This is a genomic window from Synechococcus sp. Cruz CV12-2-Slac-r (assembly GCF_024346075.1).
Taxonomy (GTDB): Bacteria; Cyanobacteriota; Cyanobacteriia; order PCC-6307; family Cyanobiaceae; genus Synechococcus_D.
In genome coordinates this window covers 1-15,517 of record NZ_JAGQEK010000029.1, presented here as the reverse complement: position 1 = coordinate 15,517, position 15,517 = coordinate 1, and the positions used below count along the sequence as shown (strand labels likewise).

The 15,517-nt window shown below is 54.1% G+C and carries 14 protein-coding genes, 1 tRNA gene and 1 pseudogene; 8 read left to right on the top strand and 8 right to left on the bottom strand.

All coding sequences use genetic code 11. The features are described from left to right. The 3 genes and pseudogenes from KB557_RS04205 to KB557_RS04195 form a co-directional block, all read left to right on the top strand. Positions 1-494, top strand: a pseudogene (locus KB557_RS04205) (ammonia channel protein); the annotation flags it as partial. 85 nt (positions 495-579) lie between these two features. Beyond that, the gene (locus KB557_RS04200; RefSeq protein ID WP_255131573.1) at positions 580-1,794 is read left to right on the top strand and encodes a 4-hydroxy-3-methylbut-2-enyl diphosphate reductase; all 1,215 of its coding nucleotides are present in this window, start codon (positions 580-582) and stop codon (positions 1,792-1,794) included. A gap of 22 nt (positions 1,795-1,816) precedes the next feature. Next, entirely contained in the window at positions 1,817-2,380 is a 564-nt protein-coding gene (locus KB557_RS04195; RefSeq protein ID WP_255131571.1) for a DUF1997 domain-containing protein, read from the top strand. A 2-nt stretch (positions 2,381-2,382) separates the two neighbouring features. On the opposite strand, the gene KB557_RS04190 is transcribed toward KB557_RS04195, so the two are convergent. Continuing rightward, positions 2,383-2,841 carry a DUF4079 domain-containing protein gene (locus KB557_RS04190; protein WP_255131575.1) on the bottom strand — a complete coding sequence of 153 codons (459 nt, stop codon included), beginning with the start codon at positions 2,839-2,841 and terminating at the stop codon, positions 2,383-2,385. A gap of 64 nt (positions 2,842-2,905) precedes the next feature. Beyond that, on the bottom strand, positions 2,906-4,441 hold the full coding sequence (purH, locus tag KB557_RS04185; protein WP_255131570.1) for a bifunctional phosphoribosylaminoimidazolecarboxamide formyltransferase/IMP cyclohydrolase: 1,536 nt from the start codon (positions 4,439-4,441) through the stop codon (positions 2,906-2,908). A 23-nt stretch (positions 4,442-4,464) separates the two neighbouring features. On the opposite strand from purH, the gene KB557_RS04180 reads away from it, so the two are divergent. After that, positions 4,465-5,097, top strand: coding sequence for an alpha/beta hydrolase (locus tag KB557_RS04180; protein ID WP_255131569.1), 633 nt, complete (start codon positions 4,465-4,467; stop codon positions 5,095-5,097). Here the strand turns inward: KB557_RS04180 and KB557_RS04175 are convergent. After that, positions 5,094-5,462, bottom strand: a complete 369-nt coding sequence (locus KB557_RS04175) for a DUF3155 domain-containing protein (protein WP_255131568.1) — start codon at positions 5,460-5,462, stop codon at positions 5,094-5,096. The genes KB557_RS04180 and KB557_RS04175 overlap by 4 nt on opposite strands. A 363-nt stretch (positions 5,463-5,825) precedes the next feature. Between KB557_RS04175 and KB557_RS04170 the strand changes: the two genes are divergently transcribed. Beyond that, positions 5,826-6,947: a sensor histidine kinase KdpD gene (locus KB557_RS04170; protein ID WP_255131566.1), complete on the top strand. Its 1,122-nt coding sequence runs from the start codon at positions 5,826-5,828 to the stop codon at positions 6,945-6,947. Here KB557_RS04170 and KB557_RS04165 read toward each other — a convergent pair. Then, positions 6,925-7,680 (bottom strand): adenosylcobinamide-GDP ribazoletransferase, encoded by a 756-nt coding sequence (locus KB557_RS04165; RefSeq protein ID WP_255131564.1) that lies wholly within the window; start codon positions 7,678-7,680, stop codon positions 6,925-6,927. The two genes, KB557_RS04170 and KB557_RS04165, sit on opposite strands and share 23 nt — an antisense overlap. 65 nt (positions 7,681-7,745) lie before the next feature. Between KB557_RS04165 and tgt the strand changes: the two genes are divergently transcribed. Beyond that, positions 7,746-8,882, top strand: a complete 1,137-nt coding sequence (gene tgt, locus KB557_RS04160; RefSeq protein ID WP_255131562.1) for a tRNA guanosine(34) transglycosylase Tgt — start codon at positions 7,746-7,748, stop codon at positions 8,880-8,882. Between the two features lie 36 nt (positions 8,883-8,918). Further along, entirely contained in the window at positions 8,919-9,062 is a 144-nt protein-coding gene (locus KB557_RS04155) for a photosystem II reaction center protein K (protein WP_255131560.1), read from the top strand. Here the strand turns inward: KB557_RS04155 and KB557_RS04150 are convergent. Continuing rightward, positions 9,001-9,774: a WecB/TagA/CpsF family glycosyltransferase gene (locus KB557_RS04150; RefSeq protein WP_255131559.1), complete on the bottom strand. Its 774-nt coding sequence runs from the start codon at positions 9,772-9,774 to the stop codon at positions 9,001-9,003. The two genes, KB557_RS04155 and KB557_RS04150, sit on opposite strands and share 62 nt — an antisense overlap. 33 nt (positions 9,775-9,807) lie before the next feature. Between KB557_RS04150 and KB557_RS04145 the strand changes: the two genes are divergently transcribed. Then, the gene (locus tag KB557_RS04145; RefSeq protein WP_255131558.1) at positions 9,808-12,972 is read left to right on the top strand and encodes a glycoside hydrolase family 15 protein; all 3,165 of its coding nucleotides are present in this window, start codon (positions 9,808-9,810) and stop codon (positions 12,970-12,972) included. Position 12,973: 1 nt separating this feature from the next. Here KB557_RS04145 and KB557_RS04140 read toward each other — a convergent pair whose 3' ends face one another. From KB557_RS04140 to KB557_RS04130, 3 genes are all read right to left on the bottom strand, one after another. Continuing rightward, positions 12,974-13,969 (bottom strand): Gfo/Idh/MocA family protein, encoded by a 996-nt coding sequence (locus KB557_RS04140; protein ID WP_255131557.1) that lies wholly within the window; start codon positions 13,967-13,969, stop codon positions 12,974-12,976. Between the two features lie 34 nt (positions 13,970-14,003). Next, entirely contained in the window at positions 14,004-15,308 is a 1,305-nt protein-coding gene (locus KB557_RS04135; protein ID WP_255131556.1) for a hemolysin family protein, read from the bottom strand. Between the two features lie 62 nt (positions 15,309-15,370). Further along, positions 15,371-15,443, bottom strand: a tRNA-Ile gene (locus tag KB557_RS04130). Positions 15,444-15,517: the final 74 nt, after the last annotated feature.

Here is a 15,517-nt window from a genome sequence, read left to right as displayed (position 1 = left end):
CCGATGGCAAACCAACAGCTGTTGGTGCTGCAACCGGTGCGGTGGCAGGCCTTGTGGGTATTACCCCCGCTGCTGGTTTTGTTTACATGGGCCCCGCCCTTTTGATCGGTGCTCTTTCCGCTACGGCCTGTTTGATTGCCGTGCGGGTGAAGATGGCCACAAAACTCGATGATTCCTTGGATGCCTTCATGGTGCATGGCATCGGTGGCACCGTTGGTGCCTTGCTCACTGGCTTATTAGCTGCCCCAGCCCTTGTGCCCGCCGACTACTTCCCAAAATCCGCTGAAATCCTGGCCAAAGGCGGCAATATCGCCCTCTTTGGAGCCCAGTTCAAGGCAGTGCTAATAACATTCGGCTTTGTGGGCCTTGGTACAGCAATCATCCTTTGGATTGTTGGTGCTGTAGTTGGTTTGCGGGTTAGCCCTGAGGAAGAGGAGCGTGGGCTCGATTTTGTTGCCCATGGTGAAGAGGCCTACGACCCGATGACTTTTTGAGCTCCTGGTAAGGCCAGGGCTTCCTTACACCACCCGCGCCGGAGTTGCCCCATAGATTGGGTCGACTCCGGCTCTTTTGATAGCTATGGACACCCGCGCCTTTAAGCGTTCCCTGCATCACTCGGATCGTTATAACCGCCGCGGGTTTGGCCGGGCAGAAGAGGTGGCCAGCAGCCTTGAGGAGGCTTATCAGAGCGATCTGATCCAAAGCCTTCGAGATAATGGCTATCAATTGCAGCAAGGGCGTGTAACTATCCGCCTCGCCCAAGCTTTTGGTTTTTGTTGGGGGGTTGAAAGGGCCGTGGCAATCGCCTACGAAACCCGTCGCCACTACCCCGTTGAACGAATCTGGATCACTAACGAAATAATCCATAACCCATCGGTAAATGCCCATCTGCGCCAGATGAATGTTTTGTTTATTCCCGTGGAAGAGGGGGTAAAGGATTTTTCAGCGGTTGATAAAGGTGATGTGGTGATCCTGCCTGCCTTTGGTGCAACGGTTCAGGAAATGCAACTGTTAAATGAATTGGGTTGCCACATTGTTGATACCACCTGCCCTTGGGTTTCAAAGGTTTGGAACAGCGTTGAACGCCATAAAAAAGAATCTTTCACCTCTGTAATTCACGGCAAGGTGAAACATGAAGAAACCCTTGCTACCAGCTCTTTTGCTGGCACCTATCTGGTGGTGCTTGATCTGGCGGAAGCCCAATTGGTTTGCGACTACATCCTTGGTAATGGCAACCGCAGCAGCTTTTTAGATAAGTTCGCTGGTGCCACCTCGCCTGGATTTGATCCCGATCTTGATTTGGTGCGCATTGGCGTTGCAAATCAAACAACCATGCTTAAAAGTGAAACAGAGGAAATAGGACGTTTATTTGAACGCACCCTGTTGCGGCGCCACGGCCCAAGCGAGTTAAACAACCATTTCCTCGCTTTTAACACTATCTGCGATGCCACCCAAGAGCGTCAGGATGCAATGTTTGCCCTAGTTGATGAACCTCTAGATCTCATGGTGGTGATCGGCGGCTACAACTCTTCCAATACCACTCATTTGCAGGAGATTGCCGTAAGCCGCGGCATCCCCTCTGTTCATATAGACGCTCCAGAACGTATCGGCCCAGGCAATTGCGTGGAGCACAAACCTTTAGGGGGTGAATTGATCACGATGAAACCATTTTTGCCTGAAGGTTTGCTGCGCATCGGGATTACTTCTGGTGCCTCCACCCCTGATCGGGTTGTGGAGGGGGTAATTGATCGGTTGTTGCAACTTTCCGAGCTGCCACCTGGATCTGAGCACTAGATTGCTTTTATAAATCAAGCGTATGGATAAAGATCAACTGCGCCGTTATGCCAGTAATTTTGCTGATGTAATGGAAATGAGGGCGCCAGCATCAGAAGTGGCCAAATATCTTGATGTTCATCAAGGCTGGTTTTTGAGGTGCGCTGCACCGATGCAGGCAGAACCCATAGGTGTGAATGGTTATCACTTGATTTTGGGAAAATTCGGCAATTTTGGCTTTGAGCTTGAACCCAGCATTGATTTGGAATTATTGCCCCAAGCAGAGGGGATCTATCGCATCGAAACTCTTCCTGTTTCCCCGCAAAGGGTGGCAAAAGATGGCTATGCAGTTGATTTCAAAGCCAGCCTGCAGCTTTCACCAGAAGGAGAGAGCACCTTGGTGAAGTGGGAACTGGATCTAGAGGTATCGATCCGTTTGCCCGCTTTTATTGGCCTCTTGCCAGACACCTTGGTGCAATCCAGTGGTGATCATTTGTTGCGTCAAATAGTGCGCCAGGTTTCACGGCGCCTCACCTGGAAGGTGCAAGAAGATTTCCATTCTCAGGCGGGCCTTAAGTGCCCGCCCCAACAAAAAGCTCAGTTTTAGCTTTAACGATTAGTCCAGATCTTGTTAACAATCTCCACACCACTCACCGCTTGCCAGAGGAAGAGGGTCATCACCAACATGTTCATGCCCACATGGGCTTTGCGAGCAATCAAATTGCCGCGCTTCATAAAAGGTGCAAGAGAAGCAGCCATTGCGATCAGGGCCGTCATGCTGAGGCCCGCCAGCAGGTGAGGCCCCACAAACAATTTGCCATTATTTAAATAGGTAACCGTCATACCTCCCAAGCTGCCAAGCACCATCACAGCAAGCACCAAGCTGCCAATTACATAATGACGCTCGGCAAATTTTCCTTTTATTAGTTCTTTTCGTTGTTCTGGCGTGCCAGTGCGAGTTTTTTTTGCCTTAATGCCGAGATACAACGCGTAAGCAGATCCAGCCAGCAAACTCCACATCAATAGTGGATGCACAAAATTTAGATTGAAGGCAAGGGCCTCAGGCATGGCGATGAAAGGCAATAACGAATCCGATTCCAACTGTATGGGTCAAAGGCAGCAAGAGTTCGCTCTAATGCAAAAAGTGACGACTGCCTGTTAACACCATCGTTAAACCTGCCTGATTGCATGCGGCAATTGAATCGACATCACGTTTACTACCGCCGGGCTGGATAAAGGCTGTGATTCCAAATTCAGCTGCCTTTTCAACGGTGTCGCTGAAAGGAAAAAACCCATCGCTTGCCATAGCAGCCCCTTGGGCGGCGCTTCCGGCCGCATCGAGGGCAATCGCAGCTGAGCCCACTCGATTCATTTGGCCGGCGCCAATGCCAAGGGTTATTCCGTTGCGGGCAATAACGATGGCATTTGAATGCACTTGCCGCACTACCCGCCAAGCGAAGCGAAGGTTTTGCCATTCCTCCTGGCTGGGGGAACGTTCAGTAACCACCTGCCATTGCTGCTCGTCTTCTGGGGCATGGTCTTGCTGTTGGGCAAGCACTCCGCCCAAAATCGAGCGCAGCTGCAAATCAGCCCCAGCAGCGCAGGCTTGAGGGCTGAGCTCTAGCAAGCGCAAATTTGGTTTTGCCGCCAATAGGGCGCGGGCCTCTGCGCTGATTTCTGGTGCCACTAAACATTCAAGAAATAAACCCGTAAGGCTTTCGCAAGCTGCTGCATCTAAAGGTTTATTCACTGCCACGATGCCGCCAAATGCCGAAATCGGATCAGCGCCTATTGCCCTTGTTAATGCTTCAGCAACGCTGCCCCCCAGGGCCACCCCACAGGGGTTGGTGTGCTTCACCACCACAGCTGCCGCGGCTTCACTGGCAGGAAAACGCAGCACGGCCGCCTGGGCTGCATCGAGATCAAGCAAATTGTTAAAGCTCAATTCCTTGCCTTGCAATTGTTTCGCGGCCCCCCAACCCTGCTGGGGTTTGCCATACCAACTAGCGGCTTGATGTGGATTCTCGCCGTAGCGCAGGTTTTGGCGTAAGGGCAAACAAAGCTGCAATGCTGCATCGTTCTCCCCTAGCTGAGTTGTGAGCCAGTTGCTGATCGCTGCGTCGTAGCTGGCGGTGTGACGGAAGGCTTCAAGGGCAAGTTTTTGCCGTTCAACAAGGCCGATTGGTCCTTGGGCTAGGGCCTCAAGGAAAGGTGCGTATTGGGCTGGATTTGTGAGCACCAATGTATGCAAATGGTTTTTTGCCGCTGCCCGCACCATGGCGGGGCCTCCGATATCAATGGTTTCAATCGCTTCGTTCCAGCTCACATCAGGCCGGGCCACCGTTTGTTCAAACGGGTAGAGATTCACAACTACAAGATCGATTTTTGCGATCTGCTGCGCTTCTAAATCAGCGAGATCAGCTGGTTGATCGCTTCTTGCCAGGATGCCTCCATGGATGCGTGGATGCAGGGTTTTAACCCTGCCGCCCAGCATTTCCGCTGCGCCGGTGTGGTCTGCAACTTTGGTAACGGGCAGGTTTGCAGCAGCGAGCACCCCTGCGGTGCCACCACTGGAAAGCAATTGATAGCCGTGGTTTTCCAGCAGGGCTTTGGCGAATTCCACCACCCCACGCTTATCGGAAACACTGATCAGAGCTAAAGGGGCCATGGGCAGTGGGGAGTGATGCCTTTATGGGAATGGTATGGGTAGAAGCTGCAATGGGGACCGGTGCGATGCGTTTAATTCTTTTGCATGGTTGGGGTGCTGGCGCAAACGACCTTGAACCGGTGGGGCAAAGCCTGGTGCAATTGCTCAAGTTGGCGCCAGAAGCTGTAACCCTGCGCTGCTTGGCGGCCCCTGATCCCCACCCCGCTGGCGCTGGCGCTTTGCAGTGGTACAACCTGCAGCAAACCGGCTGGCCCGAGGTGCCCCAAGCGGTGGCAGCTTTGAAAACACGCTTGCAACAAGAATTGTTGGCAGCTGGGGCTGATCCGGTGGTGGTGCTGGGCTTTTCCCAAGGGGCAGCTATGGCCTTAGAAGCAGCAACTGCAATGCCTGTTGCTGCGGTGCTGGCCTTTAGCGGTTATCCCCATCCCGATTGGCAGCCACAATTACAAAAAAATTGGATGCCAGTATTTTTGGCCCATGGCCGTAAAGATCCCGTAGTGCCGCTTACGGCATACGAAGAAGTTTGCAAGCGTTTAACAGCTGCAGGAGCAAGCCCTAGTGGTTATTTATTTGATGGAGAACACAGCATTCCCCCCGAAGCTCTAGCTGCTGCAGCTGAGTTCCTCAGGGGTTTGCGCTTAACAAATAAGGCCTAAACGAAGGCGTATTCGTATTCTTCCATTTCTTCCCAATCGTCTGCCACCGCTTCGAGGCCGGCAAAGATTGTTTCTTCTCCTACCGAATCAACGATGGAGCGTAAAGAAGGGAAAAGAAAATGATTTTCTTCGGCGTATTGGGCGCTGAACAAACCTTTTTCGCCCCAAAAGAAGCGATCGGTGGTGTGCTCGTTGCGACGCACATTGATCAAGGCAGGTGGCATCAAGCTTGAATCAGCGATATATCGCCGCGCTGCCGTTACCGGTTTGTGTTCACCGGTTTCAAGGTTGAAAGTTGGAACATGGGCCAATACCCGCTGACCGGCGAGGCGGCGGCGGCTGACGCGTTTGCGCTTCTTCGACATAACAAATTCCCCCATCTAGGTGGAGGCGTAATCGGAACAGGATTTCAAGTCGTTCGTGGCCGCAAAAGCGGACCGTTTTCGGCTCGGGAGCAGGTTTGCCTGCGGCGCCCAAACTTCTGTTGCGCGGAAATCGATCCTAAAATCAAAAACCAGGGGGTGGAATGAATCCGCCCATTGCTGTCGCGTAGCGACGAGCAACAGAGAGTGAACTACATCTGGTGTAGCCTTTTCACGGAAAAAGCGCCACGGAAAATGCAGTGTGTGCTGGATTCAACTCCGCTGCACCAGGGTTCCGGCACAAAAAAGCGTTGAATATATCAATGATCTTAATGCCTGCTTTAGATTTTGCAACCCCCGTAGCCCGTGATTTCTGAAGGCTTTCGCCGGCTGGTTAGCCAGCAATTGCTTCAGTTTTCAGATCGATCTGAATTGATTGCTTTGGGGGTGTATCTGGCAATTCCAGATGCCGCTGGTGAGTTGCAACTTCAGCCCGTGGAACTTTGGCCGGCCGGGGCTGAACGTATTGAACCTGCTGCTTCCGATAGGCCTCTATTGCAAACAGATCAGCAGTGCCGTTGGTTGCCCTTGCGGCGTGAAGCGCTAGTGCTTGGCGCTTTACGGGTTGATAGCAGCGCAATACCTTGGCCTGCAGCTCTTCAGGAGCGCTTGCTAGGGGCCACTCAGCTGCTTACAGAAGCAAGATTGCTGGATCTAGAGCAGCAACGTTTTCAAGCGCAGCTCCAGCAGGATCGTCGCCAGCGAGCTTTGTTGGTGCATCAGATGCGCAATCCGCTTGCCGCTTTACGCACGTTTACCCAACTGCTTTTAAGAAGGCTCGACCCAGCCGATGAACGCCGTGGCTTGGTTGAAAATCTCTTGCAGGAGGAATTAGCGCTCGATCGTTATTTAGAGGCGCTCGTTCAACCGGCAGCTCCCGCCACCCTGCCGGCAGCCAGTGAAGCGGAGGCACCTCTGCTGCTACCTCCCGCCCTCACCCCAGAACGGGCCGAACCGCTTGCCTCTGCTTTGCAACCGCTGCTGGCAAGAGCAAGCGCCACCGCCAGCTTGCAGGGGCGCCCTTGGCATACCAGCGCGCTGCCCGAGCTGAATTTGCCGGGGGCTGCTGCAGTGGCAGAAATTTTGGCCAATCTTTTAGAGAATGCATTTCGCTACAGCGACCCGCAGGCAGCACTGGGGCTCTGGTGCAAACAGAGCGATCAAACCCTTGCCTTAGCGATTTGGGATAGCGGCCCTGCCATTGCATTAAGTGAAAGGGAATTGATCTTTTGCCGCGGGCAAAGGGGCAGCAGCAGCTACCAGCAGCCAGGTTCTGGCCTTGGTTTGGCTCTAGCCCGCGATCAAGCCAAAGCCTGGGGTGGTTCCCTTGAATTGCTGATACCAGCTTCAGATCTTGATCCTCAATTGCCCGCAGGCGGCAATGCTTTTTTGTTGCTGTTGCCCCTTAAAGAAAAAATTGGCAACTAAACCATGTGGTCCAGAGCGCTAACGCTTCTGTCCATTCAACGCAGGCGCCATAGCTGTCGCCGCTGTGGCCTCCGAGTTTTTTGCCAAGCCATAGGGGCAGAAGCACTGCAGGAATTAGTCCGCTAATACCTGCCGGCAGGGGTAACCCTGGTATCAAGAGGCTTAAACCCAGCAAAAGAGCGAAGCAAATACCTGCTGGTATCAATTCTTGGTAAAGGCCTTGGCTCATTTCACGATGAAAAGCGGCACTACCGCCTGGCCGCAGATAAGGGAAACGATCGATTGCTATCAATGGCGCCAGCCTGCCCCAAAAGGCACTCCAAATCAGTGCAGCTGGTGCCGCTGAACCGGCCAGGGCTAGTAGAGCCGCAGCTTTTAGCAACAACAACAACACCCCAGCCACTAAGCCGCTGGCGCCGATGCGGCTATCTGCCATCGCTTCTAAGCAACGCTTACCGGCACCAAGGCCATCGCCGCAATCCAGCACCCCATCAAAATGCAAGCCACCGGTAATCCAAAGGCCAAAAGCCAGCACTAGGGCCACCAGGCTGGCGAGTGGTATCCCCACGGCTGCTGCCGCCAGCCAAATCAAGGCTTGCCCCCCGCCTATGAGCAGGCCGATTGCGGGAGCAAAGCGGGCAATGCGCTCAAAGCGTGGTTTTAGCTTTGGAGGTGCTGGCAGGCAGCTGTAATAAATCCAGCTACCCAGCAGATCAGGCCACCAATGGCGCATGGCTGCAACCTGCAACTAGCCCCATCCTGGCGGCCCATAGGGTGAGTTAATCCGAACACACCGATGTGGCAAGCACTGCAGTTCCCTTCAGCTACGAAGTGCTGCAGCAATGCCCAAATACCCAGGCCCGCATCGGGCGTTTTTATACCCCCCACGGGGTTGTGGAAACACCACGTTTTATGCCGGTGGGTACTGCTGCCACAGTGAAAGGCATCAGCATGGATCAGCTGAAAAGCACTGGCGCGCAGATGGTGCTAAGCAATACTTTCCATCTCCATCTGCAGCCAGGTGAATCGATAGTGGCCGCTGCTGGTGGTCTGCACCGATTTATGGGTTGGAACGGCCCGATGCTTACCGATTCCGGTGGTTTTCAAGTGTTCAGCTTGGCCAGCCTCAATTCGATTTCGGAGCAGGGCGTGACGTTTAAATCACCCCGGGATGGGCTGGTGGTGGAACTCAGCCCAGAGCGGGTGATGGCGATTCAAAACGCCCTTGGGGCAGATGTGGTGATGGCCTTTGATCAATGCCCTCCCTACCCCGCTAGCCACGCTGATGTGCAGGAGGCAACAGCGCGCACCCATCGCTGGTTAGAGCGTTGCGTTGCTTCCCATAGCCGCTCGGATCAAGCTTTGTTTGGCATTGTTCAAGGTGGCTGCTACGAAGATTTGCGCAAAGAAGCGGCCCGGGTAGTGGCTGGATTTGATCTGCCGGGAGTGGCTATTGGCGGGGTGAGCGTTGGCGAGCCGGCCTTGGCTATGCATGAAGTGGTGCGCTGGGTGGCACCACTGCTGCCACTTGATAAACCCCGCTATTTGATGGGGGTTGGCACCCTGCCTGAAATGGCTCAAGCGGTAGCCCAAGGTGTTGATTTGTTCGACTGTGTGCTGCCCACCCGCTTAGGTCGCCATGGGGCTGCCCTGGTGGGGGGCGAGCGTTGGAATTTAAAAAATGCCCGTTTCCGCAACGACCACACCCCGCTCGATAACAGCTGCCCCTGTGCCACTTGCCAGCAGCACAGCCGTGCTTATTTGCACCACCTAATTAAGAGCGATGAAATTCTGGGCCTTACCTTGTTAAGCCTCCACAATCTCACTCAATTACTGCGCTTTACCAATGCGATTGCAGCGGCCATTGCTGATGGTTGTTTTTCAGAGCATTTCGCTCCGTGGGAACCGGATTCAGCGGCGTCTCATACGTGGTAACTTCAACTTGTTTCGCCCTAGACGGTGACTGCTGTTATGCCATTGGCCGTGCTCACCCACCTAGCCCAACTTCCAGAGGCTTACCGGGCTTTTTCGCCCCTGGTGGATATTTTGCCGATTATTCCTTTGTTTTTCCTGCTGCTTGCTTTTGTTTGGCAGGCTTCGGTGGGTTTCCGCTAAGCACCGCAAAAGCAAATTGAGGCAAGGCCAACATGCGGCGCCAACGGCTCGGTTCTTGTACCAGCCGGTAGAGCCATTCGATTTGCAGGGTTCCCATCCAATTGGGAGCCCTTTTCTTTTGGCCGCTCCACACATCAAAACTCCCCCCCACCCCCATCCAAAGCCCAGGCTGGCCTTGATGTAGGCGTTGGATCCAGGTTTCTTGGCGCGGAATACCAAGGGCCACAAGCACCAGATCTGGCTGCATCTGCAAAATTTGCTGCTCCAATTGCGGCCATAAATCCAGGGGTTGATAACCGTGAATTGTTAAAACGAGTTGCAAGCCGGGATATTTTTGAGGTAGCTGTTTACTCAATAAATCCAGCACCGCCGCTGAACTGCCCACTAGGGCTACGCGCCATCCATTTGTGGCGCTGTGGGCTAGTAATTTATCGGCCAATTCGATGCCCGGGCTGCGTTTAACGCGAATTCCCTGCCGCCTTAAGGCCCACACCACTCCAGCTCCATCCGGGATTATCAGTTCGGCTGCGCGGATTGCTGCCCCCAGCGCTGCTTGGCCAAGAGCAGCCATTGTCATTTCAGCGTTAAGGGTTACCAACTGCCCACCACCGCTGGCTTTAAGGGCAATTGCTGCCGCAAGCACGTTGCTGCACACATCAACTGGTAAACCCAACACCTGGCAACGTTGGGGAACGGTGAAATCTGCTGCCATGGAGAGATGGGGTTACCGGAGAGAATCTGGCGGATGACAACACCTTTAACAACAAACCAACTGGCCACCTTGGGCCGCATCGATGCTGCTGTGGATCGGGTGTTGTTGCAAAGGCAGCATCCCGTATCTGGTTTGCTGCCCGCCAGCACAGCCCACAACGTGCATGGCAACTACGGGGATGCCTGGGTTCGAGATGGTGTGTACACCATCCAGGCGGTGTGGGGGCTGGCCTTTGCCTGGCGTAGGGAGGGTTCTAAACCGCAACGGGTTTTTGAGCTCGAGGAAAGCGTATTGGCCTTGATGCGGGGTTTATTGCGGGCTCTTATGGGGCAAGCCACCAAGGTGGAGCGTTTTAAACAAAGCCTCAAACCGTTTGATGCGCTTCACGCCAAATACAACACCGCCACCGGACAGCCGGTGGTGGCTGATAACGCCTGGGGGCATCTACAGCTTGATGCCACCGCCCTATTTGTGTTGCAGCTGGCTCAATTCAGCCGCGCCGGCTTGGTGGTGGTGGTTAACCAAGCCCAAGTGGCATTTATACAAAATTTGGTTTTTTATCTCAGCCGCGCCTATCGGGTGGCTGATTACGGCATTTGGGAGCGGGGGGATAAGGGAAATAATGGTGCGCCGGAGCGCAATGCCAGCTCGATTGGTTTGGTGAAAGCAGCTCTTGAGGCGGCCCAAGGCCTAGATCTCTACGGGCCTGAAGGCGATGGCAGCGCCCTGCTTTGGGTGCCACCTGATGCAATCGTGCGCTTGAGGCGTGCCCTGGAGGGTTTATTGCCGCGGGAATCCGCCAGTAAAGAAGTTGATAGTGCCTGCCTCACCACGGTTGCTTACCCCGCCTGGGCGATTGATCGAGCCGATCTGCGCCAACGCACTTTGGATGGGATCCGCCGCCAGCTTGCCGGCAGTTATGGCTACGCCCGTTTTCGTCGTGACGGCCATCAAACGGTGCTGGAAGACAGCAGCCGTTTGCACTACGAACCAGAGGAATTGGCCTGTTTTGAGTCGATTGAATGCCAATGGCCTTTGTTTCTTGCCTTTGAATTGATTAGCGCCTGCATGGAGGAGCGCTGGGAGGAGGCAAGGGCTTTTCAGCAACGGCTCACGGCCCTTGCGTTGCCCGTGGGCAACGAATTGTTATTGCCTGAGCTCTACCTGGTGCCGCTTGAATTTGTAGAAGCGGAACGCCGTTATCCCGGTAGCCAGCCGCGGCAAGCGAATGAAAATCTGCCCTTGTTTTGGACCCAAAGCCTTTGGTTGCTAGGGGAATTGCTGCTTGATGGTTTAGTGAAACCAGAGCAGCTGGATCCTTGCGATAGGCGTTTGCCGCGCCAGTTGGGTTGCGAGCTGGTGCGGCTGGTGTTTGTGCCAGGCGATCAATCCGTGGCATTAGCTCTTGCGGCAGAGGGGATTCCCATGGCCACACCCGGTGATGCTGGGGTGGCAGTGCAGCCCTCTGCCTGCTTAACGGCTGCTTTGGCTGATATCGGTGCCTGCCCCAGCCTTGGCTTAACGGGGCCAGGGGCTGGTGGGGTGGCCACCCTTGCTGTAACTCGCTTGTATCGCTGTGGTGGCATCCCCACCGCTTTTTTACCGCCGGTATTGGAAGAAGGCGTTTTTTATCTAGCCGACGACCCTGAGCAGCTGGCTGATGCAGTTTTAGGGGAATTGCGAATGCTGCAGCGCCACTGGCGTGATCAAGGCGATCCCCTCTTGCTTGTGCCATTAGCAGCAACCGCGTTCAACAGGCAGCCGGCTGGATTTATGGCATTAGCAAGGCAATTAAGTAGTGGCGAGCTGGAAGGGCTGGAAGTGTGCGTTGGCACCTTGGCCGAACATCTCCCCCATCTCTGCTGGGAACCGCTCCAGCTGCCGGCTATCGCCCCGATCAGCCCAGTGCGGGCGAGCCCGCTGCGCTTGGCAGAAGCTCGCGGCTACCGCTCCCTTTCAGTGGCCCAGGAGCAACTGCTGGAGCTGGAAACCACCTCCGTTCTCGATTTAGCGGCCCAGCTGTGGAGCAGCACTTTGTTGCGGGAACAGGCTGAACTGCTTGAGCAACTGCAGCTGCGTTTGGGCGCTAACGGCCAATTACAAGCCCCCGATCAGGGCTTGCCTGTGGCTTTAAACCAGCTGTTGGAGGCTGTTTATCACCGCAGCCTCGAGGCGGGCGATTGGGAGCCGGTGCGCCGTTGTGCTGGTTTGCTGGGGCTTGTGCATCCCCATTTAGAAGATGCCCTAGACGACCTATTAGCTCGCCATAAGCAATTGGTGGTGGGTCGTAATTACACAAACCAATCACGCATCAAAGAACCGCTTGATAGCGCTGAGATTGCTGCCCGCATTCGTCGTTTTAGCGGTGAGGATGGTCGTGAAACGATCCTGCAACAGGAATTGCTGCTGGCCCTTGAGGGCTTGGCAAGGCAAAGGCCAGCCCTTTTGCAAGGCACGCTCACATTTCAGCTGGGGCAGCTGCTGCTGTTACTTACAAGCGAGCTTGCAACCGAGAGGCAGTTAACCCCTTCCGAAGCATTTGAAGCCCTTTGTGCTTTGCCGCCCCATGGCATTTCACGCCGTTTAGGGGTGGTACTAGCAGACCTTGATCGCGCTAGGGCTGCCTTGGATAGTTGTGAGCAATTGCATGTGAGTGGTCAGGTGCTGTGGCAAGCCCCCGCCCCTGCAGCTGAAAGGCCGATGGGGGGCTGCTGGTTGCAACACCGCATGCGGCAAGGGGCCTTGCAACGGGTGCCGCGAAACTTTTATCCAGGGGTGTGGGGGCTATTGCAACATTGCCGCGGCCTTCTTATCGGCGATAAGTTAGAGCGCCGCAACCGGCTCGATAGCGACTTATTGGCAGAAAAAACCCCCGGCGAACATAATTTTGCGGTGTTGGTTGATCACCTTCTAAGTAAGATTGAAGCCGCTGAATATAGACAGCTCACAATTGAAGCAATGTTATCTCTTATGGCATTTTTCGAAGCAAATCCTAAGGTGCGTTTTGAAGATCAATTAGCCTTAGATGTGGTGATTGGCCATGCGGTAAAGCTGGGCTGGCTAGATGAAAATCAACAGTTAGCGGCTGAAAATTATGGGGCCTATAAAGCAGCTGCATGGCAAACATTTTATCGCTATTCCCCTACCCGATGCCGTGAATTGGTGGTGGCGGCGCTGCGGCAATTAACCGGGGTTTAGTTCAAAGGGGTTGGGGCAGTTGTTGCAAACTTTGCTGCGGTTGTTCCACCGCCTTTTCAATTAGATCCGCAAGTTGTAGTGCTCTTGATGCCTGCAAGCCATCTACCGCTGGGGTTTCAAGGCCTCTAACGCACTGTAGAAAGTGCTCTAATTCGGCATATAGTGGTTCAGTTGGAGTAATACTTACTTCTTCTATAAATCCATCGTGGCGATATAATAATTCCCCTCGGTTTGCGGAATAAGATTCTTGGGCGCGGCGATGAATACGAAGATTGCGATGTAAGAAATCAGCTTCTATCAAACTGCCTCTGCAATGGGCGCTGAGGCTGCGCACTTTGCGATGACTCATCTTGCTAGCTGTAAGGCTGGCAGCCACGCCATTTTCAAAAGATAAGGTAGCTGTTACGTAATCGATAGGGCCTTCGGTGCTGCGGCCGCCTGCGGCGGCAAAACCCACAACTGGAGCCTGGGCTAATTCAAGTATTAGGTCGATGTCGTGGATCATTAAATCCAACACCACCGACACATCATTAGCGCGGTCGGCATGGGGGCTATGGCGCCTGCTTTCGAGCACCATTACCTCTTCGTTAGTAACAACATTCAGCAATTCGCGAAATGCTGGGTTGAAACGTTCGATATGCCCCACCTGTAACAAACGAGAAGCTGAACTGGCGGCACTTATGAGTTCGGCTGCTTCCTGCTGGCTTGCGGCAATTGGTTTTTCAATCAAAACATGCACCCCTGCTTTGAGGCAGGCCATACCCACTGGATGGTGCAACAGGGTTGGCACCGCGATGCAAACCGCTTCCACCTCCTTGATCAAGCTGTTGTAGTCGTCGTACCAGCGGCAGTTGAACTGGCTGCTTGCAAGGCGTCCGCGCGCCACATCTAAATCAGCTACACCAACTAATTCAGCATCCCGCAGCAAACTCAAAACCCGGGCATGGTGCCAACCCATGTTGCCGATGCCGATCACACCCACCTTCACCGGTTTCATTTGCTGGCCTGGGGCAGGATTGAAAGCAAGGTTATTAGTCCTTCTGGGGAGTCATTATCACTGCATTGTCGCGATGAGCGAGCCAGATCTTCACTTCTTCGATGCGGGGGCCATCCATCGTGAGCACTTCAAAGTGATGGCCGCCCCAACGCAGCGCTTCTCCAGGGGTTGGGATGTGCTGCAGCCTCTCTAGTAGAAAACCAGCCAAGGTGTGGTGCCCGTCTGCTTCTGGCAGCTTGAGGCCAAGGGAACGGTTCAGTTCAAAAATCTCAAGATCACCTGCCACCAGCCATTGATCTTTACCAAGGGGCTGGAGATCTGGGGGGCTGCCGTCGTTTTCAAGCAATTCATCACCAACAATTTCGCCGGTGAGATCAGCAATTGTTACGAGCCCTTCGGTGCCGCCGTGTTCATCCACCACCACCAGCATCGGTTCACCATTGCGTATTACCGGCAGCAACTCAGCTAAGGAAGCACTTTCTTGGATGCGCTCCACGCTGCGCACATAGGGGGCTAGAGGGGTGCTGGGTTGCAATTCACCACGGGATAAGGGTTCTGCCAGCAGCCTTAGATCAAGCAAGCCGCGCACATCATCTAGCGATTCACCAATCACAGGGAAACGGGCATGTTTGGTGCTGAGCACCGCTTGCATCAGTTCAGCAAAGCTCACACCAAGGGGGAGAGTCACCATGCCGTTGCGGGGCACCATCACCTCTCGCACCTGGGTATCTCTCAAGGAAAAAACCCCCTCAAGGATGTTTCGTTCATCTGGTTCAAGGCCGGTTACGGCATCATTTTCGATCAAGCTTTCCAGTTCACCGGCTGAAAGAGCTGGCACCAATCGATCCCATTCCAGCGGCAAACCCGTAAGCAGCAGCAAGCTTTCAGCTAGCCGTTCCAACACCGCAAGCAGGGGCGCTAAACATCGATTAACCGCTTCTAATAAAGGCCCCAATCGCAAAGCAGAGGCCTCTGGATCTTTTAAAACCCAGGCTTTTGGTAACACTCCCCCCAGCAGAGTGGCCAAAAAGGCTAAACAAATAAAAATAAATAGTTCAAAGCCGGGGTTGATGTTGTTTTGAAATAAGCCAAGTAACAATTTATGAACTCCCCACCCCAAGGCCAGCAGGGAGAGCGTTGCACCAAGTTGGGTGGCCACCAGGGCACGCCTCAGGTGCCGCTGCAGCCGTTCCACCGCCAGCGCCGAATGGTGACCCTTCTCCGCCAATTCCTGCACCCGGGTGGGCCTTAAGCGAATCAGGGCAAATTCACCGGCAACAAAAAATGCCAGTAATGCCAGTAGCAGCACCAGGCCAAGCAACCGCAAGCTTAAACCCATTGAAACCGCTATCGCAGTAACGAACTAAAAGAATTATGGAGCCAGAGTTGCAAATTTAGTGATGGGGGTCCCGAGGATCGAACTCGGCTAAGGCGAATTATGAGTTCGCTGCATTCACCAGATTGCTAGACCCCCGCGTTTCTAGTCTCCCAGATTCTATTTTCCCATGCTGCTTGGAAGATCGCGTACCCGCAGTGGAATTGGGTTGC